This is a genomic window from Kribbella sp. NPDC051620 (genome assembly GCF_044453825.1).
Classification (GTDB): Bacteria; Actinomycetota; Actinomycetes; order Propionibacteriales; family Kribbellaceae; genus Kribbella.
Window position 1 is genome coordinate 291,383 of sequence record NZ_JBITDB010000007.1, and the last position, 23,758, is coordinate 315,140.

General features: G+C 69.6%; 18 protein-coding genes. 7 read left to right on the forward strand and 11 right to left on the reverse strand.

Translation table 11 applies throughout. From position 1 onward, the window contains the following. Positions 1–13 precede the first annotated feature (13 nt). The gene (locus tag ACIA12_RS34630) at positions 14–370 is read right to left on the reverse strand and encodes a hypothetical protein (RefSeq protein ID WP_396371510.1); all 357 of its coding nucleotides are present in this window, start codon (positions 368–370) and stop codon (positions 14–16) included. Then, a complete protein-coding gene (locus ACIA12_RS34635; protein WP_396371511.1) occupies positions 363–770 on the reverse strand; it encodes a YbaB/EbfC family nucleoid-associated protein in 408 nt (135 codons plus the stop codon). Before ACIA12_RS34635 ends, ACIA12_RS34630 begins: the two co-directional genes overlap by 8 nt. Between ACIA12_RS34635 and mycP the strand changes: the two genes are divergently transcribed. Next, positions 757–2,178 (forward strand): type VII secretion-associated serine protease mycosin, encoded by a 1,422-nt coding sequence (gene mycP, locus ACIA12_RS34640; protein WP_396371512.1) that lies wholly within the window; start codon positions 757–759, stop codon positions 2,176–2,178. The genes ACIA12_RS34635 and mycP overlap by 14 nt on opposite strands. Positions 2,179–2,253: 75 nt before the next feature. On the opposite strand, the gene ACIA12_RS34645 is transcribed toward mycP, so the two are convergent. After that, entirely contained in the window at positions 2,254–2,559 is a 306-nt protein-coding gene (locus tag ACIA12_RS34645; protein ID WP_396371514.1) for a hypothetical protein, read from the reverse strand. A 28-nt stretch (positions 2,560–2,587) separates the two neighbouring features. Further along, entirely contained in the window at positions 2,588–2,911 is a 324-nt protein-coding gene (locus tag ACIA12_RS34650) for a hypothetical protein (protein ID WP_396371515.1), read from the reverse strand. Positions 2,912–3,064: 153 nt separating this feature from the next. Between ACIA12_RS34650 and eccCa the strand changes: the two genes are divergently transcribed. The 3 genes from eccCa to ACIA12_RS34665 are packed head-to-tail and all read left to right on the forward strand — an operon-like array spanning position 3,065 to position 9,133. Next, positions 3,065–7,075, forward strand: a complete 4,011-nt coding sequence (gene eccCa, locus ACIA12_RS34655) for a type VII secretion protein EccCa (protein ID WP_396371516.1) — start codon at positions 3,065–3,067, stop codon at positions 7,073–7,075. Then, entirely contained in the window at positions 7,075–7,548 is a 474-nt protein-coding gene (locus ACIA12_RS34660; RefSeq protein ID WP_396371517.1) for a hypothetical protein, read from the forward strand. The genes eccCa and ACIA12_RS34660 overlap by 1 nt, the downstream gene beginning before the upstream one ends. Before the next feature lie 4 nt (positions 7,549–7,552). After that, positions 7,553–9,133 (forward strand): hypothetical protein, encoded by a 1,581-nt coding sequence (locus ACIA12_RS34665; RefSeq protein WP_396371518.1) that lies wholly within the window; start codon positions 7,553–7,555, stop codon positions 9,131–9,133. 72 nt (positions 9,134–9,205) lie between these two features. On the opposite strand, the gene eccB is transcribed toward ACIA12_RS34665, so the two are convergent. Beyond that, entirely contained in the window at positions 9,206–10,630 is a 1,425-nt protein-coding gene (gene eccB / locus ACIA12_RS34670; protein ID WP_396371519.1) for a type VII secretion protein EccB, read from the reverse strand. Between the two features lies 1 nt (position 10,631). After that, complete coding sequence (eccD, locus tag ACIA12_RS34675; protein WP_396371520.1) at positions 10,632–12,014, reverse strand: type VII secretion integral membrane protein EccD; 1,383 nt, start codon at positions 12,012–12,014, stop codon at positions 10,632–10,634. A gap of 197 nt (positions 12,015–12,211) precedes the next feature. Here eccD and ACIA12_RS34680 point away from each other — a divergent pair, with 197 nt between their 5' ends. Genes ACIA12_RS34680 through ACIA12_RS34690 form a run of 3 tightly spaced genes read left to right on the forward strand, consistent with a single transcriptional unit; the run spans position 12,212 to position 14,739 of the window. After that, the gene (locus tag ACIA12_RS34680) at positions 12,212–12,835 is read left to right on the forward strand and encodes a hypothetical protein (RefSeq protein WP_396371521.1); all 624 of its coding nucleotides are present in this window, start codon (positions 12,212–12,214) and stop codon (positions 12,833–12,835) included. Next, the gene (locus ACIA12_RS34685; RefSeq protein WP_396371522.1) at positions 12,832–13,389 is read left to right on the forward strand and encodes a hypothetical protein; all 558 of its coding nucleotides are present in this window, start codon (positions 12,832–12,834) and stop codon (positions 13,387–13,389) included. The genes ACIA12_RS34680 and ACIA12_RS34685 overlap by 4 nt, the downstream gene beginning before the upstream one ends. A gap of 12 nt (positions 13,390–13,401) precedes the next feature. Beyond that, positions 13,402–14,739, forward strand: a complete 1,338-nt coding sequence (locus tag ACIA12_RS34690; RefSeq protein ID WP_396371523.1) for a serine/threonine protein kinase — start codon at positions 13,402–13,404, stop codon at positions 14,737–14,739. Here ACIA12_RS34690 and ACIA12_RS34695 read toward each other — a convergent pair. The 5 genes from ACIA12_RS34695 to ACIA12_RS34715 form a co-directional block, all read right to left on the reverse strand. Continuing rightward, complete coding sequence (locus tag ACIA12_RS34695; RefSeq protein WP_396371524.1) at positions 14,736–16,868, reverse strand: transglutaminaseTgpA domain-containing protein; 2,133 nt, start codon at positions 16,866–16,868, stop codon at positions 14,736–14,738. The two genes, ACIA12_RS34690 and ACIA12_RS34695, sit on opposite strands and share 4 nt — an antisense overlap. Next, complete coding sequence (locus ACIA12_RS34700; RefSeq protein WP_396371526.1) at positions 16,865–18,001, reverse strand: DUF58 domain-containing protein; 1,137 nt, start codon at positions 17,999–18,001, stop codon at positions 16,865–16,867. Before ACIA12_RS34700 ends, ACIA12_RS34695 begins: the two co-directional genes overlap by 4 nt. A gap of 7 nt (positions 18,002–18,008) precedes the next feature. Further along, positions 18,009–20,273 carry a fibronectin type III domain-containing protein gene (locus ACIA12_RS34705; RefSeq protein ID WP_396371528.1) on the reverse strand — a complete coding sequence of 755 codons (2,265 nt, stop codon included), beginning with the start codon at positions 20,271–20,273 and terminating at the stop codon, positions 18,009–18,011. Between the two features lie 52 nt (positions 20,274–20,325). After that, the gene (locus tag ACIA12_RS34710) at positions 20,326–21,288 is read right to left on the reverse strand and encodes an AAA family ATPase (RefSeq protein ID WP_396371529.1); all 963 of its coding nucleotides are present in this window, start codon (positions 21,286–21,288) and stop codon (positions 20,326–20,328) included. 76 nt (positions 21,289–21,364) lie between these two features. Continuing rightward, positions 21,365–23,728 (reverse strand): fibronectin type III domain-containing protein, encoded by a 2,364-nt coding sequence (locus ACIA12_RS34715; RefSeq protein ID WP_396371530.1) that lies wholly within the window; start codon positions 23,726–23,728, stop codon positions 21,365–21,367. Between the last annotated feature and the right edge of the window lie 30 nt (positions 23,729–23,758).

Consider the following 23,758-nt stretch of genomic DNA (forward strand, 5'->3'; position numbering starts at 1 on the left):
CGGGGATCACCGGTCACTCGAGCTTGCGGAAGAGGTCGGGGATGATCTGGCCGTCCACCTCCAGGTAGCGGACGACCGCCTTGGAGCCGGCCCCGGCCAGCCCGTCGTAGGTCGGGTCGATCTGCCTGGCGGCCGGGATCACGGTCGAGGAGAACGGGTTGTAGCTCGCCCGGAAGGTCTTGCCGAGCTCGTCGGCCCCCTGACCGAGCATCTTCTCCGCGTCGAGGATGTGCTGGACGGTCGCGTCCCAGACCGTGGCGAAGGCCTTGCCCGCCTGGTGAACGAGCCGCGCCGCGGCCTGGGTCTCGATCGGGTACATGTCGATGTCGCCGAGGCCGCCCAGGTTGATCGGCTGCGGAGCGTCAGCCACGGTCGTCACCCTTCAGCCGCCCGACCTCACGCAGGAAGGCGTCGAACTCCAGGTCCGCGTCCTCGGCGGTCGTACCGGCCCCGAACGCACCGGCCCCGAACAGCGACTTGGCCTGGCGGAACACCTTGCCCTGCGCGGCGGCCGTCGCCTTCTTGATCGCCAGCAGGATGTCGGCGGCCAGCGCGGTGGAGTCCTGGACGCGATAGATCCGCGGATCGAGGTCGAGTTCGAGTACGCCGCCGCGGGCATCGACGGTCACCTGGATCAGCCCGTCGGCCGACTCGGCGGTTGCCCGCTCGGTGGCCATCGCCTGCTGCAATGTCCGGGCGTGCCGCTCGAGTTCGTCCAACCCGGCCAGTACTCCGTCAGGATCCGTCGCCGTCGGTTTGCCGAAATCCATCGCAGCCTCCAAGGTCATCGTCCGGACCAGTCTCGGTCCGGCGATCCCGCCCGCTACCGCGCTGACCTCTTCCGGCCACCGCCCGGCCGGCCGCGCTGCCACCGCTGACGATGACGAGGTGATGAGACCGTTGACGCGCTGTCTCGCGGCAGCCTTGGGATGCCTGGCTCTGTCGGGCATCGCCACCGTTGTCCCGGTGTACGCCGTACCGCCGAAGGGTGCCTGCAGCAACCCCGAGCCTGCCCACCCCACCGTCCGCATGCTCCCCTGGGCTCAGCAACTACTGATGCCGCAACGGGTATGGCCGTACAGCACCGGTACCGGGGTGACAGTGGCCGTGGTCGACTCAGGTGTCGACGCGGACCACCCGCAGTTGCGACGGCCCGGCAAGGTCCTGCCTGGCCGGGACTTCTTCCTGGTCGGCAAACTTCCGGGCAACTACGACTGTGTCTCCCACGGCACTGCAGTGGCGGGCTTGATCAGTGCCGACGCCGCACCCGGGATCGGCTTCCAGGGCATCGCTCCCGGCGCTCGCATCCTCCCGGTGCGGGTCAGCGATCGGGAGGCCAACGATTCCGGCGGCACCCGGACGATCGACTCCAATGTCCTTGCCGCAGGCATCAAGTACGCCGCCGACCGGGGCGCCAAGGTGATGAACCTGTCGATGGCCGGCCCGGCGAACCAACCGCAGGTCAGGGCCGCGATCGCCTACGCGGTGCGCAAGGACGTCGTCATCGTGGCCGCGGTCGGCAACGGCCAGCAGGATCGCGCGCAGCGCGTGCCTTCCTACCCAGCCGGGTATCCGGGCGTCATCGGCGTCGGCGCCATCGATATCTCGGGCGCCCGGGCCAACAGCTCACAGATCGGTGCGTACGTCGATCTGATGGCTCCTGGCGCCGGCGTGCTCAGCACGACCAGGCGCGCCGGCCACGCCTATGTCGACGGCACCAGCTTCGCGGCACCCTTCGTCGCCGCGACTGCGGCGCTGGTCCGGTCGGCCTGGCCGAAGTTGACGGCGGCGCAGGTGGCCCAGCGACTACGCGCCACGGCGAGTCCCGCGCGAGGCGGTGCGGGCAGCCAGGAGTACGGCGCCGGTGTCGTCGATCCCTATCGCGCGGTGACCGAAGGATTGGACGCGTCGAAGGGCCGGGCGATGCCACCGATGGCCGAACCGCCGGTCGACCAGCAGCAGTTGGCGGTGGTCGCCTGGTGGGTTGCCGCTGGCAACGAAGCGCGGGCGATGACGGGACTCGCTCTGGCGGGCGTGGCGACGGTGATACTGGTCAGCGCGATCCTGGCCGCGGGCCGGCGCCGACGCTGGACCGCCGCGCGCACCAGCCTTCCACGCTCCCGGCGACCGCAGGCCCCGGAACCACCGCCCGACCAGCTGTTCCGCACACCGGCCTGACCCACCGGCCGGTGCGGGCGGACACAGAAGGACCCCGGTACCGCAGTACCGGGGTCCTTCGATGTCACGCGGTGATCAGAACATGCCCTCCAGGGCTGCGATCGAGTTCTGCAGCGTGTCGGCGAAGATGTCCCTGCTCTGGTGGACAACCTGGCCGTGGTTGATCGCCGTGGTGGCCGAGTCGGTGTTCCTGGTGTTCCACTGGTGACCGACCGCACCGAGCGCGCCGTTGCCGCCGGCGCCGTCCACCCAGTAGTCGGTGCCGGAAGCGTTGATCTGGGTCACCTGGGTCTGGCCGATCTCGCCCAGCTGCGTACCACCCTGCTGCAACTGGGTGCCCAGGGCATCCATCACCCCGAAATTCCCTTTGACGTAGGTCATTGTGACTCTCCTCTCGTGATCTGACTCGTCACGCGCTCGGGTTGATGGCCTGGCCGAGGCTGCCGACCAGGCCCTTGATGTCGAGGTCGGCCTGGTCGTAGCCGTTCGCGATGTTGGTGACCTGGTCGGCCACGTCCAGGCCGGGCAGGTGCACCCGGTTCGTGTCCATGATGTCCCAGTCCTCATGGGTGATCTGGCTCGCGTCGCCGCCCTGACCCATGAATCCAGGGCGCGCGGACTCCATGTGCCCCTTCAGCGCCTGCTTGGTGGACAGCATGTCCGCCATGTTCGATCTGGTGTTGTTGCCGAGATGCAGCATGCTCTCGGTGATACCGCTCAGTTCTCCAGGCATGGTTCGACTCCTTCCGTCGATCGCCTCATTTGCCCTTGTCACGCTAGGGATCCGCGGCACCGAACCGGCGCCCACGACACCTTCCTGCCATCGCCGGACCACGGCCGTCCCGGCAGGCGATCATCGACGCAACCGCAAGTGGAAGGTGCCGCGATGGCGACGATGGTGGTCCGACGGCCGATGCGCAGACCCGCGCCGGAGATGCCGACGGGTGAGCTGCTGCTGGATCCGCCCCCGGAGGTGCCTGAACCGGGCGGCCGGGCCTGGACGCAGATGCTGATGGTGCTGCCGATGGTGGCGATGATGGGCGCGATGATGCTGATGTTCTCCGGCAGCCTCGGGGGCGGCCTGCGGTACGTCATCTTCGGGCTGTTCGGCGCCGCGATGATCGGCATGATCGTGGCCGGCATGCTTGGCCGCGGTGGCGGCAAGCAGGAGATGGGGCAGGCCCGACGCGGCTATCTGCGGCACCTCGCCCAGCAGCGGCTGCGGCTCGGCCGTTCTGTCGAACAGCAGCGAAACGCCTTGTGGTACGCCCATCCGGCCCCCGAGACGCTGTGGTCGGTCGCCGCCAGCTACCGGCTCTGGGAGCGCCGCCGCGATGACGCGGACTTCGCCGTAGCCCGGATCGGAGTCGGCCCGCAGAGCCCGGCAACCTCTCTCGTACCACCGGACACCCAGCCACTGGAGCGACTGGAACCCCTGTCCGCGTTGGCTTTGCGGCGCTTTCTCTCCACCTACACGACCGTCCCGGACCTCCCGCTGGCCATCGCGATGAACGGCTTCAGCCGGATCTACCTGCCTGGCGACCGCGAAAGGTCGCTGGGCATGGTTCGTGCGTTGCTGGCTCAGTTGGCCACCCTGCAACCGCCCGACGACCTCCGGATCGCCGTCTGCACGGACGATCAGGGCCGGACGGACTGGGACTGGATCAAATGGCTGCCACACGGTCTGCACCCCGAACGCAGCGACGCGCTGGGGCCGATCCGGCTGGTGGCTCCGTCGGCGACCGCGCTCGAGGCGATGATGGACGACCTGCTGACCACCCGGCCTCGGTTCGATCCGGAGACGCCGGGACGGGTGTCGGGCCCGCACCTGGTCGTCGTACTCGATGGTGGCGAGACCGCCGGCTCGGATCACCTGCTGGTCGGGCCCGGGCTCGAAGGCGTCACCATCGTCGACCTGCGCTCAGCGCCACCCCGGGCGATCGACAGTACGGCGGTGGTACTCGACATCGCCGCCGACGCGACGATCACCAGCGAGACGATGGACGGTGAGGTTGTACTCGGGCAAGCCGATCAGCTCGACGCCGTCGCGGCCGAGGGGCTGGCCCGGCAACTCGCGCCGCTGCGACTGACGGCCGGTTCGCACGGCGAGCAGCCGCTGAACGCCGACCTGGGGCTGGCCGAGTTGCTCGATCTTGGCGATCCCTTCGACTTCGACCCGGACACCACCTGGCTTCCCCGCCCGAACCGCGAGCGGCTGCGGGTCCGGTTCGGCATCCGGGCCGACGGCCTGCCGATCGAGCTCGACCTGAAGGAGTCCGCCCAGGACGGCATGGGACCTCACGGCCTGCTGATCGGCGCCACCGGGTCCGGCAAGAGCGAGCTGCTTCGCACCTTGGTGCTCGCGCTGGCGATCACGCATCCGCCGCGGTCACTGAACTTCGCCCTGGTCGACTTCAAGGGTGGCGCGACCTTCACCCGGATGGACAGGCTGCCGCACACCTGCGCGGTGATCACCAACCTGGCCGACGAGTTGCACTTGGTCGACCGGATGACGGACGCGATCAACGGGGAACTGCTCCGCCGCCAGGAGCTGTTACGGGCCGCAGGCAACTTCTCTTCGTTGCGCGACTACGAGAAGGCCAGGGCCGCCGGTGCTCCGCTGGAGGAAGTCCCCACCCTGCTGGTGATCTGCGACGAGTTCAGCGAGTTGCTCACGGCGCGTCCGGACTTCATCGACATGTTCGTTCAGATCGGCCGGGTGGGCCGCAGCCTGGGCGTCCACCTGCTGCTGGCAAGCCAGCGCCTCGAGGAGGGCCGGCTTCGCGGTCTGGAAGCCCACCTGTCGTACCGGATCGGGTTGCGGACGTTCTCCGACATGGACAGCCGCACGGTGCTCGGCGTCAACGACGCCTTCCGGTTGCCCAGGGCACCGGGTCATGGGTTCCTCCGGGTCGGTACCGAGCCGATGGACCGGTTCCGGTCCGCCTACGTGTCCGGAGTCCACCGCCGGCCGAACGCGACGACGATGCTGGCCGCCGCCGACGATTCACTGGATCTGCAGGACTACTCCACGTCGTACGTCGCTCCCGCCGTGGATCCCGATGACGACGAGGAACAGACCAAGGCTGCGGCCGAAGCCGCGGAGGAGGCGGTCGGCGAAACCCTGATGGATGTCCTGGGCGACCGGTTGACCGGGCGCGGCGCCCAGGCCCACCAGATCTGGCTACCGCCCTTGGACGGATCGCCGGCCCTGGACGAGCTCCTCGGCCGGCCGTACGTCGATCAGAATCGTGGCCTGACCTCGGCGGACGCCACTGCTGTCGGCCGGCTCGTAGCCGTTGTCGGTGTGGTCGACCGTCCTCTCGACCAGCGCCATGATCAGCTCCGGCTCGATCTGTCCGCGGGGGGCGGGCATGTCGCGGTCATCGGCGGTCCGCAGAGCGGCAAGAGCACGACGCTGGCGACCATCATCAGCAGCCTGGCGCTCACCCACACGCCACGGGAGGTCCAGTTCTACTGCCTGGACTTCGGCGGCGGCGTCCTCGGCCCGCTGCGCGACCTGCCCCACGTCGGCGGGGTCGCCGGGCGGCAGGAGACCAACGGGGTCCGGCGGACCATCGCCGAGGTGATGGGCATCATCGCCACCCGCGAACGGGAGTTCGCCCGGGCGGGGATCGACAGCATCGACGACTACCGCGGGCGGCGGGCAGCGGGTGACCTCGCGGACGCGGCGTACGGCGACGTCTTCCTGGTCGTGGACGGCTGGCTGACCATCCGCAACGACTTCGACGATCTCGAGACGGTACTGGCCGACATCGCCACCCGCGGCCTGGCCTACGGCGTCCACCTGATGGTGAGCGCGGCCCGCTGGTTCGACCTGCGGACCAACATCCGCGACCTGTGCGGAACCAAGCTCGAACTGCGGCTCGGCGATCCGACCGACTCCTTCGTCGACCGCCGGTCCGCCATCCTGGTCCCGGCCGACTCTCCCGGCCGCGGGCTGACCGCCACCAAACATCACTTCCTGATCGCCCAGCCCAGGCTGCGGGGCGAGCAGGACGAACGAATGGCAGCCGGTATGGCCGAACTGGCCCGGGCCGCCGGGGACGCGTGGCCGCAGGAACCGGCCGAAGCCATCAAGTTGTTGCCGGCCGAGGTCGCGTACGAAGAGTTGAACGGGGTGAGCAGTCCGGAGCAAGGCCTGGCGATCGGTCTTGCCGAGCGGAACCTGCAACCGGTCCACCTGGACCTGCGCCACGATCCGAACTTCATCCTGCTCGGCGACAACTCGTCCGGGAAGAGCGGCTTCCTGCGCACGCTGGCAGGCCGGATCCAGGAGACGTACACGCCGGAGCAGGCGCGGATGGTGGTCGTCGACTACCGGCGCAGCCTGCTGGGCGCGGTCGAGGGAGCCCATCTGCTCGGCTACGGCACGAGTCAGCAGGTCGCCACGGCCCTGATCACGGAGGTGGCGCAGGCCATCTCCGAGCGGCTGCCCGGAGCCGGGGTGACTCCCCAGCAGCTCCGCGACCGCAGTTGGTGGCACGGGCCCGAGGTCTTCGTCCTGGTGGACGACTACGACATGGTCGCCACCTTCCAGGACCACCCGCTGATGCCGCTGCTCCCGTATCTCACCCAGGCGGAGGAGATCGGCCTGCATGTCATCGTGACCCGCCGCAGCGGTGGAGCCGGCCGCGGTTTGTTCGAGCCGTTCGTCAACCGGATGCGCGAGGTCGGCGCGCCCGGCCTGCTGATGTCCGGCAGCCGCGACGAAGGCGTCCTGCTCGGCGGGCTGCGGGCGCAGGCCCTGCCGCCCGGCCGGGGCTGGCTGGTCGACCGGCGCGGTACCAGCCAGCTCATCCAGCTGACCTGCCCGCCACCGGATCAGGAGACCGGTGACGACACCGAAGACCCGACCGAAGGAAAGGTGAACTGATGGCAGAAAGCGAAGTCGACGTGATCGTCGGCTATCTCTACGAATTCGCGGGGACCGACGGCGTCGGCGTGGACGACAACGCGATGAGCAGCATCGCCGCCCACGCGACCACCTCGTCGTCCGCCGTGCTGGTGAACACCCAGACCGGCGCAGTCGAGCTGCCGGGCCAGGCCACCAGCGACGGGACCAAGATCAACCAGACCGGACCGTCGGCGACGACGGCCGCGGGTCTGATGGTCGAGGGCCGGGACCTGCTGAAGGCCGACGCGGTCTCCCGCAACCAGTTGACGACCTATGTCACCTCGGTGCAGCAGGGGATGCTCGGCTATCGCTCCACCGCGAAGACCATCGGCGCCCGGTACGACGCCGCCGACGCGCAGATCGCGGGCCTGGTCAACAAGCTGGCGGTCCAGCGGCCGGGGCTGCCCGACGAGGACCCGAGGTTCTCCCAGGCCGTCATGAACGAGGAGTGAAGCCATGGTCATGGACTACCTGAAGTTCGCCTCCGGTGATACGCCGGAGGCCTTGAAGTTCGGGATCGAGACGCTCGACCAGTACGCCCAGTCCGAGCTCAACACACGGGCCCGGCTGCTCGACGCTGCCCAGATGTGGCCCGCGGCGCACGATGCGGTGACCGAGACGCAGACGAATCTGGTCAACGCCACCAGCAAACTGATGCACGGCTGGAAGGGGCAGGACGCCCCGATCTTCCAGGGCAAGGTCGACGAGACCTCCCAGTCGATGACCCAGTCGGCCGCGGCGATGGCCAACGGTGTCGCGGACGCCCTGCAGCAGGCCGGCACCCAGGTCACCCTGACCGCCAACGAAGTGGCCAAGCAGCTGGTCGAGTTCAACCGCATCCTGGAGTCGTTCCGCGAGAACGACAAGCTGTTCGAGGGAGTCCCACAGACTCCGGAGCAGGCCGCGGCCATGCAGAAAGCGCGGGCGGACCAGCTGCGGCCACCGGTGACTGCGGCCGCTCAGTCGGTCACCCTGCTCGCCAGCAAGTACGACGCGGCCAAACCCCTGGTCGAGGCGGCCGGCAACGGACTGAACTGGGTCGGCCCGAAGGCTGGTTCAGCGGACGCGGCTGCTGGTACCGGTGCCGCACCCGGTGGTCCGGGTGGCGGGCCGAGCTCGGCGCCGGGCGCTGGTGCCGACCCAGGAGGGGCAGGTGCCGACCCCGGAGCCGGTGCAGACCCCGGAGCCGGCGCCGATCCGGGGGCGGCGGGTGCTGACCCCGGCGCTGGTGCGGACCCTGGAGGATTCACGGGCGAGAGCGGCTTGCCCGATCCGGCGCAGCCCAGCGGACCTGGCCTGGCCGGCATCCCAACGCTGCCAGGTCCGGCGACGCATCTCCCGAACGGCGCCCTTCCTGGTCTGGGGATGTCGCACGTGCCGCAGTACCCCACCATCCCGCCGGGCGGGGTGCCGTTGGCGCCGATCCTGCCGGGAAGGAACAGCCCAGGCGGCAAGTACCCGACGCTGCCCGGCCCTGCCACCGGCATCCGCGGCGGAGGTGGCGGAGGTGGCGGCGGCTTGAGTCACCTCGGGAATGCGAAGGCGAGCGACCTCGGGCCGGCCAAGGCGGGCACGCCCCACGGCGTCGAGTCGATCGCCCAGGTAGCCAAGCCAGGCGGTCCGGCCGCGACGAGCAGTGGCCAGGCGCCCGCGATGCCTGGCTCAGGTGTTCCCTCGACGCAGGCGGGTGGACCTGTTGGCGGCGCGGGCGCTCCGCCTCCGATGATGCCCCCGGGGGCGATGGGCGCCGGCGGAGGTCGAGCAGGCAAGCCCGGGGCTGGACCGATGCGCGGCTCCAACACCGGCCGCGGGCGGCAGACCGGGCCGACTCCCGGCGTACCGGCTGCTCTGCGCGGTAAAGCAGGGAAGAACGAGGAGTTCTCGGCGGTACCGGTCGCGGCCAAGAAGAGCCGGGTGAAGGAGCCTACGGAGACGTTGCAACTCCTGGACGAGGAGCTGTGGCAAGTAGAAAGCGAGGAGCAGGCGCTACCGACGGCCGCCGCGCCGATCACCTCGCAGCGCCGGCTGGCCAGATGACCGCTTCCTGATCGGTACGACGAAGCGCCCCGGGAAAATCCCGGGGCGCTTCCGTTCGTGCCGGTGGATCGGTCAGACGGCCTGCCGGATCGCAGCGGCCGGGTCGAGTCCACTGCCCTGCGGGATCCTGGCGACCAGGCCCGACGGGATCTTGACCGGCTGGACCCCCGCGTACCCGAGCACCTCCAGCACCTTCGGGTCTGCCATCGGGTAGCTGCGCCCCAGGTCGGTGATGAGCGAGAGCGTCCCGGCGGGAGCACGATCCGAGGGCATCGCCTCGATCACAGCCGCACTGCCCGGCGGAACCAGGATGCGATCGGCGAGCCGGGTACCGGCCGGTCCTCGGCGTGCGGTCGTGATGGCCGGGTCGCGGGCCGGCATCGATGGATCGACGGACAGCGAAGGTGTCTTGTCGCCGGGCGCGAAGGTGGCGCAGATCGTTCCGAGCCCATCGCGCGGCGCCACGAACTCGGGCCGGCTGGCCGGTGCCTGTCCCGGCTCGAGGTCCACTGGCGGTGGCGCGACCTGTCCGGCCAGCAACGGGCTCAACTCGATCCCGTACGGCGCTTTGCCGCCGTACGCCGCGACCATCGGCTGGTAGGCCAGCTGGATGTTGTACTGCAGCGCGGAGATCGGCCGCAACTGCTTCTGCTCGGCCAGGTAGTACTGCACGTCGCCGCCGGACGGCTTGATCGAGAAGAGTTGCCCGGTCAGCGTCCGCGGCCGCCCGGCCACCGCCGTCGACGGCTTGCCGAGGCCGGCCACCTTGATCGGCGCGATCGGCTGACCATCCGGCAGACCGGCGACGAAGGCTTCGCCGACCTTCGCCCATGGCTCGGAACCGAGCGCGGGCCGGACCACCCGCCGGTCCGCCTTCAGGATCCGGTGCCGGTACCCGCGGCGAAGCAGGTACTGGTCGCCCGTCTCGATCACTTCGACCAGCATCGCCTCGTCGGTCAACTGACGCCCACCGGCAGGCTGCTGCCCGACCATCAGCACAGATTCGCTGGTGCGGGCCCCGGACAGATCGAGGGTCGGCTCCGAGCAGAGCGTCCAGGCCCCGGACAGCAACCGGTTCTTCGCGGGCAGCGCGTCCGGAGCGTCCCGGATACCTATCTGCGGTCCCCGCGGTACGCCGACCAGCGACCGCTGGGAGACCCGTTTCGTCTCAGCCTTCTTGCCTAGGGCAAGCAATGCCGAGACGTAGTTCGTGACCGGGTAGAGCCGCTGGTCGACGTAGACGTAGCGGGTACCGGTCTCCTTCTCGACCACGACCACCTCCCCCTTGGCCCACGCCTTGCTGCCGCCCGGCACCACCAGGCCGTAGACGCCGACCGCTACCAGCGCCAGGACGGCGAGCGCGAGGCTGCCGAACGCGGCAGTCGACGGCCTCTTGAACGACGGCTGCTCCGGGTCGGACTCCCTGGTGACCAGCGCGGACACCATCCGCTGGACGAGGAACTGATGGGACTGCAGTTGATCCCGCTTGGTCGCCATCTCAGCCTCCCCAGCCCCGTACTACGCCGTACAGGCCGAGCACCGAGCAGACGACCGGGATGAGCGACAGGACGATCAGGATCTCGAGCAACTCGGCATAGCGGCTGAGGTACGGGTTGGCGGGGCGAGTGCTGTACCGGAGGCCGACGAACACGATCAGCGCGGCCAGTACCAAGAGCAAGGGGACGACCGTCACGACCGGGTCCGCGCTGGCTCGGCTCAGCGGGCCGATCACCAGCCCGGCAGCGCCGACCAGTCCTGGGATGAGCAGCATCGAACGCTGCTTGACGATCGGGTAGAGGCGGGCTCTGATCAGGGACCCGACGGTGAGCAGGATGACCAGCAGGGTGGCCGAGCGGGTCTGCGACTGCAACAGCAGGACCAGGCAGATCGACAGGACCAGCATCAGCGCGGCGAGCATGCCGCTGAGCAGCCCGTCGGCCCGGACGACGGCACCGTAGACGTGCCGCCTCGGTGGCTGTGGATCGTCGCGGACCAGGTCGGCCGTGGATCGCGGCAGGATCGGCATCGGGAGCCTGCCCAACCGGATCGCCAGCGAGGCGAGCAACGGGGAGAAGGCCAGCAGCGCGGTCCCGACCACGGCAGCGACGTCCGATCCACCCAGCGAGTCGGCCGTGCCGATCCATCCGGCAATCACGCCGAGCAAGCCGGCACTCATCGCCGCGGCGAAGAGGGTTCCACCATCCACGACACCGAGGTAGCAGGCGACTCCGGCCAGGACGAGGGCCGCCGAGCCGGTGAGTAGTTGCGGTGCGCCAATGGCGGGTCTTGGTGCGGCGCCCGCGAGCAACAGTCCTCCGCCGACGGCCGCGAACATCAGGCCGGCTGCGCCGATCAGCACACCTGCTCCAGCATCGCCGACGACCCTCGCCAGAGTCACAGCGGCAGCGACCAGCAGCGGCGCCAGTAGAAGCAGCCAGCCGGCCGGTCCGCTCCACGGCGTACCGGCTCGCAGGACGGTGACGAGGACGACGAGCAGGGCCACCGCCGCTGCGGTCAGCCCCGCTCCACGGGTGTGCCAGCCCGCCCAGGGCGCGCCGAGCCGGCCGGACCCCGCGGCGACGGCGTCCACGAGGTCGTCGTACTCGAGTTCCGGCCACTCAGTCCGCCGCGGTACCAGGTGGAGGATCTCGCCGTCCTTGATGCGATGTGAGCCCAGCGTCCGGCCGAGGGCCAACGGCAGTCCGTCGGCGGTGCGTAGTACCCAGCCGTCTTCCGGCACTCCCGCGTCGGCGAGGTTCTCGCCCGCCTTGGCGAGGATGCCCGGCAGGATCTCGGCCACCGACGCCTGCTCGGGCAGAGCCAGGTCGAGGCGGCGCTGGGGGGCGGTGATGGTGACGCGGACCAGTCCTGTGATGTTCATCGGCACTCTCCTTCCCGCCCACGCTGACAAGCCAGGCCCCGGCCGCGTGCCGGTTGGCAGCTAACGGACACCCGGCTGGACCAGGTCTGGACGGGCCCTGGATCGGTTCGGTATCGCGGCGTCATGTTCCTGCCGACCGGCGAGCCAGACGGTCATACCGGCCTAGCCTGAGCGGAACCGAGCCCGAGGAGGTCCAGATGGCGGCAAGCGAGGAGTTGCTGATGCCGATCGGTCACGACCTCGGTGCCTTGTACGCCGCTCCGCACGGCCGCCGCCACCAGGTCCGGGTGGGCTCCGACGCCAGCCGGCTGACCGACGATGAGTTCGCCGTCTGGTTGCTTGCCCACGGCATCGATGACACCGACCGGCCGACCAGGAACTCGCTGCCCGATGGTGGCAGCCGGTTCGGGCTGTCGGCCGATCGGATGACGCTGCTCGTCGAACGCCTGCTGACCAAGGGGCTGCTTGCCACGTTCCATCCCGACGACGAGTCAGCGATCAGGTTCGCCGACCGCCACCAACTGGTGCCGCTGCTGACCGGTCTCGGACCGAACCCGGACCAGCCCTGGCTGGCCGACATCGGTCTGCTCGACCAGCCGGTGGTCCAGGTTTCGCATGCGGTGTACGACGTCTGGATGTGGACCCACCTGACCCCGCAGCTGTGGTCCGGGTGCCAGGAAGCGGCTGAGATCGCTCGCAGCTCGGCCGAGACCACCCCGGATGAACGCGATCCACATCGCCTGCTGGCCGGGATCCTCCGATCCGCTCATGGGCTGCTGGCCGTCCGGGCGGCGTACTTCGATCGCCGGGAAGCATCGTGATCGGCAGCGTCCTGCCCATCGGTCACTACGCCGGCCGGCGAGTGCACGCGGATCAGGTGATTCACACCGTCCGGGTCGGCCGAGAGCTGCACCAGCTACCCGGCAACGCCTTCGGCCTGTGGTCATTGAGCCATGACGCGGCGGTCCTGACCGAAGCTGAGCTCGGCCGATACGCCGACCGGCTGGGTATCAGCGACGCTCGATCTCTGCTGGACTGGCTGGTGTCAGCCGGTTTGATCGTGACACCGGGGCCGACGGCCGAGGAGTTCGCCCGTGGCCATCGGCTGGGTGTGCTGTTCGTCGGTCTCGGCAACAGTCTGGAAGAGCCGGATCGGTACGCCGTCGGTCTGCCATCCCTGGGTCCGGCCGCCGTTCTCGATCCCGGCCGCTACGAGTTGTGGCAGTGGGGATCGACGGCGCCGAGCCTGTGGGCGTGTTGTGAGACCCGCGCGTCGGCAAGGGGATGCCGGCCCGAGGACGTCGTCGACGGACTGCTCGCCGACCTGAAGTACCTGACCAGCCACGGCTGCGCCTATCTCGACGTGGTGCGCTGAAGTGATGCGAAGATGACGGTGATGGTGGAGATTTCGCTGGGTTCGTTTATTCCCCGGGCCGAGGGACCGGTTGCGTCGGTCTTCCTGATGGCTCCGGCTGGTGGTGGGCGGACGGCGGTGCTGAAGGTGTATCCGCAGCCGCTCGATCGGCGGACGTACAACGGGGTCGAGGTCGAGCAGGCGAAGCTGGCCGGGTTGCGGTCGGCGCCGTCGATCTTGCGGGTGGATGCGCTCGAGGAGTTGCCGGACGGGCGGACCGGGTTGCGGATGGAGTTCTGTCCGCAGTCGCTGGTGGAGCTGGTGGCGAGCGGGCCGCTGCCGATCGGCGATGTGGTGGTGCTGGGGCAGATCCTTGCCTCTGTGCTGGCCGATGCGCACAACGCCGGGCTGGTGCACGGTGGGGTTACGCCGGCCAATGTGCTCGAACGGTCCAGTGGGCAGCCGGTGTTGAGTGACTTCGGGATGGCGCTGCGGTTGCGGTTTCCGCGGGACCTGATGGGAGACGCGGCGTACACGGCTCCCGAGGTGCTGCGGGACGGTGAGTTGTCGGAGCAGGCCGATGTATATGGGCTCGGGGCCGTGCTCTACCTGGCGTTGACCGGGCACTCGCCCTTTCCGGCCAGGACCGGTGAGGCCAGCGACGACGTCGTACTGCGGGTGCTGCGCGAGCCCGTACCTGAGGTTTCCGGCCGTGACGTGCCGCCGGCGCTGACCGGACTACTGGTCCGGATGATGGCGAAGGAGCCGGACGCGCGACCCGAGGCGGCGCAGGTCGTACAGGAGCTGGAAGCCCTTCTTTTGCAGGCGGATGAGCCCGCAACGGACGACCTGGACTTCGACGACTTCCGCGATGAACTGGCTGGTGGGCGGATCACTCAGGTCGCGCCGGCCCGGGTGCCGGTGAAGAAGACCGCCAAGAAGAAGGCATCCTGGAAGAAGCCGTCCAAGGCGATGGTGATCGCAGCGGCTGCCGCCGTGGCGTTGCTGGCCGTAGTACCGGTGGTGTTGCAGCCCGGGGAGAAGAAGCCCCCGGCCGCCGGTCCCCAGCTCCAGACCACGACTTCCGTACCGGCGACGTCTCAGCCGGTCGACATCGAGCTCAAGCCGCCGCAGGACCTCGGTACGTCGGTCAAGCTGCAGTGGGCCACGTTCAAGCCGATGACGGTCGCCGTCTTCGGCGCTGAGCAGGGCAAGAAGGAGCCGGTGCTCCTCTACAAGGGCACCAACACCTCCTGGACCGGCAAGATCACCCCGGGCCTCAAGTACTGCTTCGAGGTCCAGGGCACCGACGGCGTCGGCGGCTACGCCAGCAAGCCGATGCCGATCCGCGGAGCCTCCTGCTCCAGCTAGAAGAGGCTCCTGATCTCGAAGGCCGCCTGCAGTCGTTCCGTCCATGGTCGGGATCGCAGCCCGCGGCTGACCTCCCGTACGCCGGCCCACGCCTGCCGCCCGAGATCCGGCCCGGCCTGGGTCCCAGACCACAGGGCCCGGTCGACCGTCTGCGCGACCACTCCGATCCCCGCGCGAGCACGGTCGTCGGCCACCTCGCCGGAGGCGGCCACCAGGTCCCGCACAGTCATGCCCGACGTCACCGCGACCCCGTGCGCACGCAGCCGGTCACGTACCTCCGACCACGCGCCGACCACCGCAGCACTGCCAGTACGCCGACGCCGCCGCAGGCCACGAATCAGCTTGAGCAGCGGTACCCCCACCAGCCACAGCAAGAGCAAGGCGACCGATCCGATGAAGATGCCGAGCACCGGTACGTCGATGCCGCCCCAGCTCCGCTCGTCGCCGGGTTCGTCGGTGGGCGGCGGTACTGCGGGGTCCTCGAGCTTGTCGACCGGGGGTGCTTCCTTCCGCGCCTCCTGGGTCACCGCCGCGTCGCTACCCGGCGCCGGCTGCTTGTTGCCCTCGGCAGCCTTGCCCGCTGGGTCCAGCGGCCACCACCCGACCCCATCGACGGCTACCTCGGGCCAGGCGAACGCGTCGCGGTTGTAGACCGAGTACCATCCGTCGGGATCCGCCTTGTCGGGCGCCCGGAAGCCGACGGCCAATCGGGCGGGGATGCCCTTGATCCGGGCCAGCGCGACGTACCCGGCGGCGAACTGTTCACTGGTGCCGTACGCCTCGCCCTCCAGGAACGGCTTGAGCTGGGGCCAGCTGTGTCCCGTCGGCAACGGATCCTTGGTGGCGACCTGGTAGTGGTCCCACATGTAGGTCTCCAGCGCCAGCGCGGTCGCGAACGTCGCTCGCTTCTCCGGAATCGCCTCGTCGGCCTTCACCGAGATCTCGTTGGGCACGGTACCGAGGTCTCCCAGCCCATCGACCTCCTTCGGGTCGATCCCCGAGCGGTAGAGCTGCTTGGCGGAGATGGAAGGCTTGGACCAGGTCAGGTCGTAGATCCCCGGCTGCTCGGCGGCGATCAGCGTGCCGCCGTTCGGCTCGATCTGCGGCTCGACCACGCCGCTGACGGAGGACGGCAGCAACTGCCCGGGCAGCCACGGGCCGGTAAGGCCCTTCAGCTCGACCGTGGCGTGCTGCTTGGCCGTCGCAACGGTCACCCGCGGCCCGGGACCCAGCTCCGATCCCAGGCGCAGGAACGAGTAGTCGGTGCTCCAGTTGGCGCCGTCGAACTGCTCCAGCGCCACCTGCCGCCACCGGCTGACTGGCTCCGAGGACTTGTACCGGAAGAGCAGCTTGCCCTGGTTCTGCTGGCTCAACCGACTCGCCAACTCGTCCAGCGGACTGGGCACGCGAGAGGTCGGCACAGCAACGCTCTGAGCCTTCTGCAGCGTGTACGGCGTACGCCCGAACACGTCCAGAGCACTCACCGCGATGCCACCCACCACAGCGATCACCGTCACGATGGCAGCAGCCAGCAACGGCGACAACGGGCTCGTACGCCGAGCCTTGTCCGTCGGACCGCGCCAATCGGCCACCAGCAACGCAGCAACCACCAGGCCATACGCAAGAGCAACCAGTACTGCGCTGAGCCCAGTCAACGCAATATAGAGCTGACTCACGCCGACAACTGCCAACCCGGGCAGTACTGCCACCAGGGGCGGCGTCCGATCGAGCAACTCCAACCCCAGCAGGCAAGCGAGCAGCACCAGCAGCGGAACGAACAGCACCAGGTCAGAGTCCGGACGAGCCGGCCAGGTCGACTCCAGCGTCGTCTGCCATGACGTCAGTCCGTGCCCGAGCGCCGAGAACGTCTTGCCGGTGGGCAGGCCACCCAATGTCGTTGCCCTGAGCACCGTCTCGATCACGGCCACCAACCCGCCCACGATCACCAGGATCGGCCGCCAGGCAAGCAACGACGGCCAGGCGCGACACAGCTCGGTGACCAGGTACGCCGCCAAGCACACCGCGCCGACGGGCAGCAACAGCCCAGCCACCGAGAAGACAGGCCCGAAGCAAAGGCCCCCGATGAGCGCGGCAGCGATCACCGCGAGGGTGCGGCGCCGGCTGCTCACTCGATCACCCCGCTCCACTGCTGCAACGCCTCAGCCGCGTCGGCGGCCAGGATGACCCGTGCACCGAGGATCGGCGCGACCCCATGCACGGGACCGAGCCCGAGCACTGTCACCGAGCTGTACCGCACCAGCAGCGGAGCAAGATCATTTGCCGTCCCCCGGACTCCGGTGACGACCACGATCGCGCCACCACTGGAGGCCCCGGTGGTCAATGACCTCGGCAGCAAGGCATCCCGGTCATCCTTCTGTTCGACGATGCACAGCTCGTCGAGGAACTGCCGCGACGCCAACGCCCCGCCCGGCGCGGCGATGTCCGCGCCTGCCGACGTGATCAACCGGCACCGATGCCCAGCCATCGAAGCCGCGAACAAGATCGAGGCGGCCACCTCGACACCTTCCTCGAACAGTGCCTCAGGCAACGGTTCCGTCCGGGTGTCCAGCAGAACGGTCAACCGCGGCTGGTCCGGATCGACGAAGTCACGAACCATCAACTGCCCGGTCCGCGCGGTCGCCTTCCAGTGCAGGTGCCGTACTTCGTCGCCGACCACGTACGGGCGAACATCCCGCAGATCAGCCGAGCCACGCAGGGAGTCGTCGGCGGTCCGGCCGAGGTGATGATGCCGCGGCCGCCCTGCGACGACCGTGCGGGTCGCATGCCGCTTCGGGTGCACCCAGAGCGTCGCGACCTCGCCCGTCGCCAGCCGGTTGACGGCCAGGCCCAGCGGGTCCGTGCGCTCGAGCGTCAGCGGGCCCACCTGGATGCGCCCACGTCGGGTCGTCGGGAGTTCATACCGGTACGTCGCTTCGCCCGCCGGACCGAGTCGACGGATGCGCACCTGCTGCCGCTCCACCCCGGCCGAGTCGTGGGCCGCGAAGGCCGGCTGCCAGCGGGTGCCCTCGTTGCGCACCCGCAGCGTCGCCAATGCGGGCCGGCCACGCTCGACGCGGTCAGGCGTCAGTCCACGCTTCACCGACACATGCGGTTGGCGCACAGTCAGCAGAGTCGCGGCGATCAGCGCGCCGATGCCGATGCCGCCCAATGCCCGGAAGAAGGTGTAGCCGCCGAGCTCGCCCAGCCCGTAGAGCACGATCGATCCCACCAGGACCGAGATCCCACGTCCAGTCAGTCGCATCGGTGCCTCACCAGTCCAGGACGTTCGACTTCGGCGGGATCCCGGGACCGGTGGCGGTGACCCAGACCTGGCCCTCGGTGTCGTCGTTGTAGAACTTCTGCACGTCGATCACACCCTGGCTGTCGGACTCGATGCCCTCTGGACCGTCCTTGTGCAGTTCGCCGTAGTTCGTGGTGTGGCCCTGGAACATGTAGGTGGTGTTCGGTTGCAGCCCGGTGGCCCGGATGTGGATGTTGAAGCACTTGCCGGGCTCGCAGACGTCCGGATCGCTGTCGACGGCCGTGCCCTTGCTGATCCTCAGCCTGCCGTTGCCGCCAGGCGCTGTCGGTGTGGCGCTGACCGTCGCGCCGGCGCCGACCAGGACCCGTCCATCGGCGGTCTTGGTGACGGTGGTGACCACGAAAGTGTAGCGCTTGCCGTTGGTCAGGCCGGTCCAGCGGTAGCTCGTACCGGTGGACTTCCTGGAGTCGCCGTTCTGGCTGATCCCGTAGCTCACCAGCGTTCCCCCGTTGAGGTTCGGTCGGCGCCAGGACAGCGTCACCGCACCCGACGACGGGTTGGCAGTCAGCCGACCGGGTGCGTCTGCCGCGGCGCCCAGCGTGACGCGGGCGGACGAGACGCTCGGGCCGGTACCGACACGGTTCAGCGCGCGTACGGCGAAGCTGTACGACTGCCCGTTGGTCAGACCGGTCGCGGTGACTCCGCGGACCGAGCCGGCGACGGTCTTGCTCCCGCCGGCCCACGTCACGACGTACGAGGTGATGGCGGCTCCGTTGGCCGCCGCCGCACCCCACGTGATCGAGGCGGAGGCATTGCCTGCCTTGGCGGAGACGTTGCGTGGCGCGCCCGGCCGGCTCGCCGTGATGGTCGGCGGCGCGGGTGGCTTCGGCGGGGCAGTCTTCGTCGGCGGTGGCGGCTCAGGTTTCTCCGTGCCGCCAGGCTTTTCGGGACCCTTCGGCTTGCCTGACCCCTCCGGCTTGCCCGGCCCCTGCGGTTGGCCGGGGCCTTCCGGTTGGCGGGTTCGCGGCGGCTGGGGTGGGCCGTTGGTGCCTGATGGCTCGACCGGCTTGGTCGGCTTCGACGACGGCGGGACGGGCTGGGACGGCTTCGGCTTCCCCGGTTTGGGCGTCTTCTGGCCGCCCTCGCCGTTCGTGGCCACCTCGGTCACCTGACCGTTGCCTTCGACAACCATCACGTGCTCGCCCGCGACGCCGTCGACGTACAGCCGCGAGTCGCCACCGCGCGACAGCCGCGGCCGGTCGCCCGGCGCCCTGGGTGCCTGCTTCGACGCCGTGGGGATCTTCCGGGCCTGCTGCTGTTTGCCATCCCGGTCGAGGGTCACCACCGTGCCGTCGCCGGAGGTGTCGATCAGCGCCAGACCCGTACCGGAGGAGGCGATCTGGTCGTACCGGCCGGCGCCGAGCGAGATCGCCGTCGGCTTGACGGGAGCCTTGGGAGTCGATCCACTGGTCAGCGGCGAGGCGTCCACGAGCTGCAGCACGTTCTTCTGCGGGTCGAGGATCGCCACCCGACCAGCAACGTCGTTGGCGGCGACGATCGAGTTGGGCGACAACTGCACGCCCTCAAGCGACATCTTCCGGCCGAACCCGGCCTGGCCTACCTCTCGCAGCTCCTTGGCGTCGAGGTCGAGGAACACCGGCTGGTTGCCGATCAGAGTCAGCATGCCCGCATGGCCGAGCGGGACTTTCGCAGTACAGGTCAGGCGGGTGGCCTGGAGGGCTGCCTGACACACCTGGCCGGATTCGAGCCCGTACACCCACACAGTGCCGTCCGAGGTCGCGACCGGCTGGCCGAGCGGACCGGCCGTGGTCATCACGGCACGCTCGCCGCCCAGCCGGACGACGGAGCCTGACTTGCGGTAGACGGCGTAGACCACACCGGCGACCTCGAGCGCGACCGGCTTCTCCGTCGACGGCGCCGGCTGCGGGTCGAGCACCTTGAGGTCCGACTTGCCCCACTCGATCGTCCGGCCGTCGGCGAGTACGAAGCCGTTCTGGTCCGACTGCGCGGACGGCGAACCCGGCTCCGCGCCGGGCACGTCGACCTCGCTGTCGACACTCTTGGTGCCGCCGTCGATGTGGAAGACCTTGCCCAGCGTGCTGTTGTAGACGAGGTGCCCGGACTGGACGAACCGCATCCCCGCGTTCGACGCACCCGCACCGGAGACGGCGACGACGGTCGCGACCATGCAGACCGCCACCACCGCCGCCAGCGCGGCCCTCGCTCGCCAGATCGGCTTCACGTCGCTCATCCCCGTCTCCTTGGTCGCTTGCTACTCGCCTGTGTCCGGCCAACCGCCCCGGTCAGGCGCTCCCGACGCTGGCGGTCGGGGCCGGCGTGGCGGCCAGTACTTCGTCCACGACCGAGGACGGCGGGCGCTGGCTCAGCTCCGCGTCCGGGGTGAGGACCAGCCGGTGAGCGAGCACCGGCATCGCGACCTGCTTGACGTCGTCCGGGGTGGTGAACGCCCGGCCGTCCGTTGCGGCGAACGCGCGGGCCGCCCGGACCAGCGAGATGCTGCCGCGTGGGCTGGCGCCGTACCGGACGGCCGTGTGCTCGCGAGTCGCTGAGGCGAGCTTCACGGCGTACGAGCTGATCGCCGGGTCGACATGCACGGACCGGACGGCGGCGATGGCGTTGCGCAGCGCCGGTACGTCGATCACCGGGCTGAGCGAGTCGGGGCCGATCCGGCCGGTGTCGCCGAGCACGATCCGGACCTCGGCGTCGTGGTCGGGGTAGCCGATCTCGATCCGCATCAGGAACCGGTCGAGCTGCGCCTCCGGCAGCCGGTAAGTGCCCTCCATCTCGATCGGGTTCTGGGTGCCGATCACCAGGAACGGGTCCGGTACCGCGCGGGTGATCGAGTCGACGGTGACCCGGCGCTCGGCCATCACCTCGAGCAGCGCGGACTGCGTCTTCGGCGTACCGCGGTTGATCTCGTCGGCGACCACCACGTTGGCGAAGATGCCCCCCGGGTGGAACTCGAACGTCTCGTTGCCCTGGTGGTAGACCATCACGCCGGTGATGTCGCCGGGCAGCAGGTCAGGGGTGAACTGGATCCGGTTCCAGGTCGCGTCGATGCTGCGCGCGATGCACCGGGCCAGCGTCGTCTTGCCCAGGCCGGGCACGTCCTCGATCAGCAGATGCCCCTCGGCGAACAGCGCGGTCAGCGCGAGCCGGACGACCTCCGGCTTGCCGTGGATGACCTTCTGCAGGTTGTCCGCGACCAGTCGGTACGCCTCGCCAGGGGGAATGGTCGCGCTCATCCGCGTCCTCGCTTCGCTCCGGGCGCGGATGAGCGCGACAGCGCCCTGTCTTCGATGATGAACTCGCTGCGCTCGTTCATGGGGTGCTCCAAGTGAACTTGTTGGACCTGAGGGTTGGTTCGCCGTCAGCTGTCGCCACCACCCAGACCTGCTGTCCAGGTGCGTCGGTGGCGAACCGGTCGTCGAGAACGATGCTGCCGTCGGACTCGGTAGTGAGGGTCGCGCCGGTGTTAGAGGGTTGCCACCGGGTTGTGAATGGTTGGAAGAAGTAGGCCGTGTCGGGTTTGAGGCCCTTGCCGACCACCTTGATGTAGGCACAGCCCGGCGGGTTGCAGGCGCGCTCGCCACTGCCGTGGGTGGTGCTCGCGCCGCGCGACGCCGTCAGACTCGCGCCGGAGCTGCTTCCGCCGCCGACCTTGACCGTACGACTGGCGGTCTTGCCCAGGACGAGTCGGCCCTGGGCGTCCTTGACCACGGCCTGGACGGTGACCCGGTACGTCGCCCCGTTGGTCAGTCCGGTGAAGGTCCAGCGGGTGGTGGTCGCGGTGTCAGCCTTGCTCGTGCCACCGCCCGAGGTGACGTTGGCAGCCACGTCATAACCCTGCAGGGTGCCACCGTGCAGGGCCGGTCGCGACCAGCTCATCGCCACCTTGCCGCTGCCGGGCTGCGCGGTGAAGTTGCCGGGGGCATCGGGGGCGCCGCCATCGGGGGTCAGGCGGGTGGTGCTGGCGCCTGGGCCGGTACCGACGCGGTTGGTGGCGCGGACGGTGAAGGTGTAGGCGGTGCCGTTGGTGAGGCCGGTGATGGTCGTACTACGGACTCCGGCGCCCAGCTTCTTGGTGCCGCCACTCCAGCTCACCTGGTACGCCGTGATGGCGGCGCCGTTGGACGCGGCGGCTCCCCAGTTGACCAGGGCGGAACCCGTGCCGGCCTTGCCGGACACGTTGCTGGGGGCTCCCGGCCGGCTGGCCTGGACGGTCGGCTTCGGGTCCGGCTTGCTGGTGGGCGGCGGCTGCGTAGGCGGTCGCTGGGTGGGCGGGCGCTGGGTGGGCGGGTGGTTCTCCGACGGGCGCTGGGTGGGTTCGCCGCTCGGCCTGCCGGGCGGCGGGTTCGGCGGCTGCTTGTGCGTGGGTTGCCGGGTCGGCTGCGTAGTTGGGTGGGTCGTTGGCTGGCTCGGCGGCTGCGTGGTGGGCTGGACCGGCGGTGGTTGGGTAGGCCGCGTCGTTGGGTGCTCGGCGGGCTGGGTCGGCTTGGGCGAGGCGGGCTCGGGCTTGCTCGTGTCGACCGGGGTCACCTCGCCGGTGTCGTCGACGACCATCACCTCCTCGCCGGACTTGTTCGCCACGTACAGGCGAGAGTCAGCGCCGCGGTACAGGCCGGACTTGTCATCCGGGGAGAGCTTGGCCTGCCGCGACGGCGGCGCGAGCTGCTTCTTTGCTCGCTGGTTGCCCTCGCGGTCGACGGTGATGAGCGTGCCGCTGCGATCGTCGAGCAGCGCGAGGCTCTGGCCGGAGGACGCCATCCGCTCGTACCGGCCCTCAGGCAGTTCCGTCCGCAGCGGCGCAGCTGCCGTCTTGCCGCTTCTCAGCTCGGCGGTGTCGACCAGGTACAGGACGTTCTGTTCCGGGGTGACGATCGCGATCCGGCCGGCCACGTCGTTCTGAGCGACGACCGTGTCGGCAGGCAATGCGGGCAGCGGGAGCTGTGCTTGCTTGCCGAGTCCGCCGCCGTCGATGGCGTACAGGGAACGGCCGGTGAGGTCGACGAAGACGACCTGGTCGTCGCCGATGAGGGTCAGCGCGCCACTGTGCCCGACCGGGGTCTTGGCCGGGCAGGTGAGCCGATCGGCGTCGATCGGCAACTGGCAGAGCTGGCCGCTGTCCAACCTGTGCACCCACAAGGTCCCGCTGGACGTGACGACCGGCGGCCCGAGCGGTACGCCGGGCTTGTCGATGACAGGCCGCTGGCCCAACCGCGCGATGCTGCCCGCGTTGCGGTAGACCGCGAAGGCCGCGCCACCACCGGAGAGTCCGACCGGCTGCTCGTCGGGCGGCGCCGGCACCGGATCCAGCACCTGCAGGTCCGACTGGCCGAACTGGAAGGTCCGGCCGCGGGCCAAGGCGTAGAAGTTCTCGTCCGTCTCGACGATCTGCGTGCCCGGCCCCGCGCCGGCCAGCGGCACCTGGCTGTCGACGTTCTTGGTCGAGCCGTTGACGTGAAAGATCTTGCCCAGCGTGCTGTTGTAGATCCACTGGCCCTGACGGGCGAACTTCAGGCCCGGCGAGGCCTTGCCTGCCCCGGCCACGGCGACACCGGTGATCACCATGCAGCCGGCGATCACCGCGGCGAGGGTAGCCCGGGCACGCCGCCCCTGCGGCTCGCCGAGGTCCCCGGCGTGACGCAGTGTGAGGCGCCGACGCAGCTGAGTGATTGCCTTCACAGCCCTGAGGCTAAAGCACCCCGGGTACAG

Coding starts and splice junctions, on each gene's coding strand:
- ACIA12_RS34635 (WP_396371511.1), bottom strand. CDS start 770: ATGGATTTCGGCAAACCGACGGCGACGGATCCTGACGGAGTACTGGCC.
- ACIA12_RS34645 (WP_396371514.1), bottom strand. CDS start 2,559: ATGACCTACGTCAAAGGGAATTTCGGGGTGATGGATGCCCTGGGCACC.
- ACIA12_RS34650 (WP_396371515.1), bottom strand. CDS start 2,911: ATGCCTGGAGAACTGAGCGGTATCACCGAGAGCATGCTGCATCTCGGC.
- eccCa (WP_396371516.1), top strand. CDS start 3,065: ATGGCGACGATGGTGGTCCGACGGCCGATGCGCAGACCCGCGCCGGAG.
- ACIA12_RS34660 (WP_396371517.1), top strand. CDS start 7,075: ATGGCAGAAAGCGAAGTCGACGTGATCGTCGGCTATCTCTACGAATTC.
- ACIA12_RS34665 (WP_396371518.1), top strand. CDS start 7,553: ATGGTCATGGACTACCTGAAGTTCGCCTCCGGTGATACGCCGGAGGCC.
- eccB (WP_396371519.1), bottom strand. CDS start 10,630: ATGGCGACCAAGCGGGATCAACTGCAGTCCCATCAGTTCCTCGTCCAG.
- eccD (WP_396371520.1), bottom strand. CDS start 12,014: ATGAACATCACAGGACTGGTCCGCGTCACCATCACCGCCCCCCAGCGC.
- ACIA12_RS34680 (WP_396371521.1), top strand. CDS start 12,212: ATGGCGGCAAGCGAGGAGTTGCTGATGCCGATCGGTCACGACCTCGGT.
- ACIA12_RS34690 (WP_396371523.1), top strand. CDS start 13,402: ATGACGGTGATGGTGGAGATTTCGCTGGGTTCGTTTATTCCCCGGGCC.
- ACIA12_RS34700 (WP_396371526.1), bottom strand. CDS start 18,001: ATGCGACTGACTGGACGTGGGATCTCGGTCCTGGTGGGATCGATCGTG.
- ACIA12_RS34705 (WP_396371528.1), bottom strand. CDS start 20,273: ATGAGCGACGTGAAGCCGATCTGGCGAGCGAGGGCCGCGCTGGCGGCG.
- ACIA12_RS34710 (WP_396371529.1), bottom strand. CDS start 21,288: ATGAGCGCGACCATTCCCCCTGGCGAGGCGTACCGACTGGTCGCGGAC.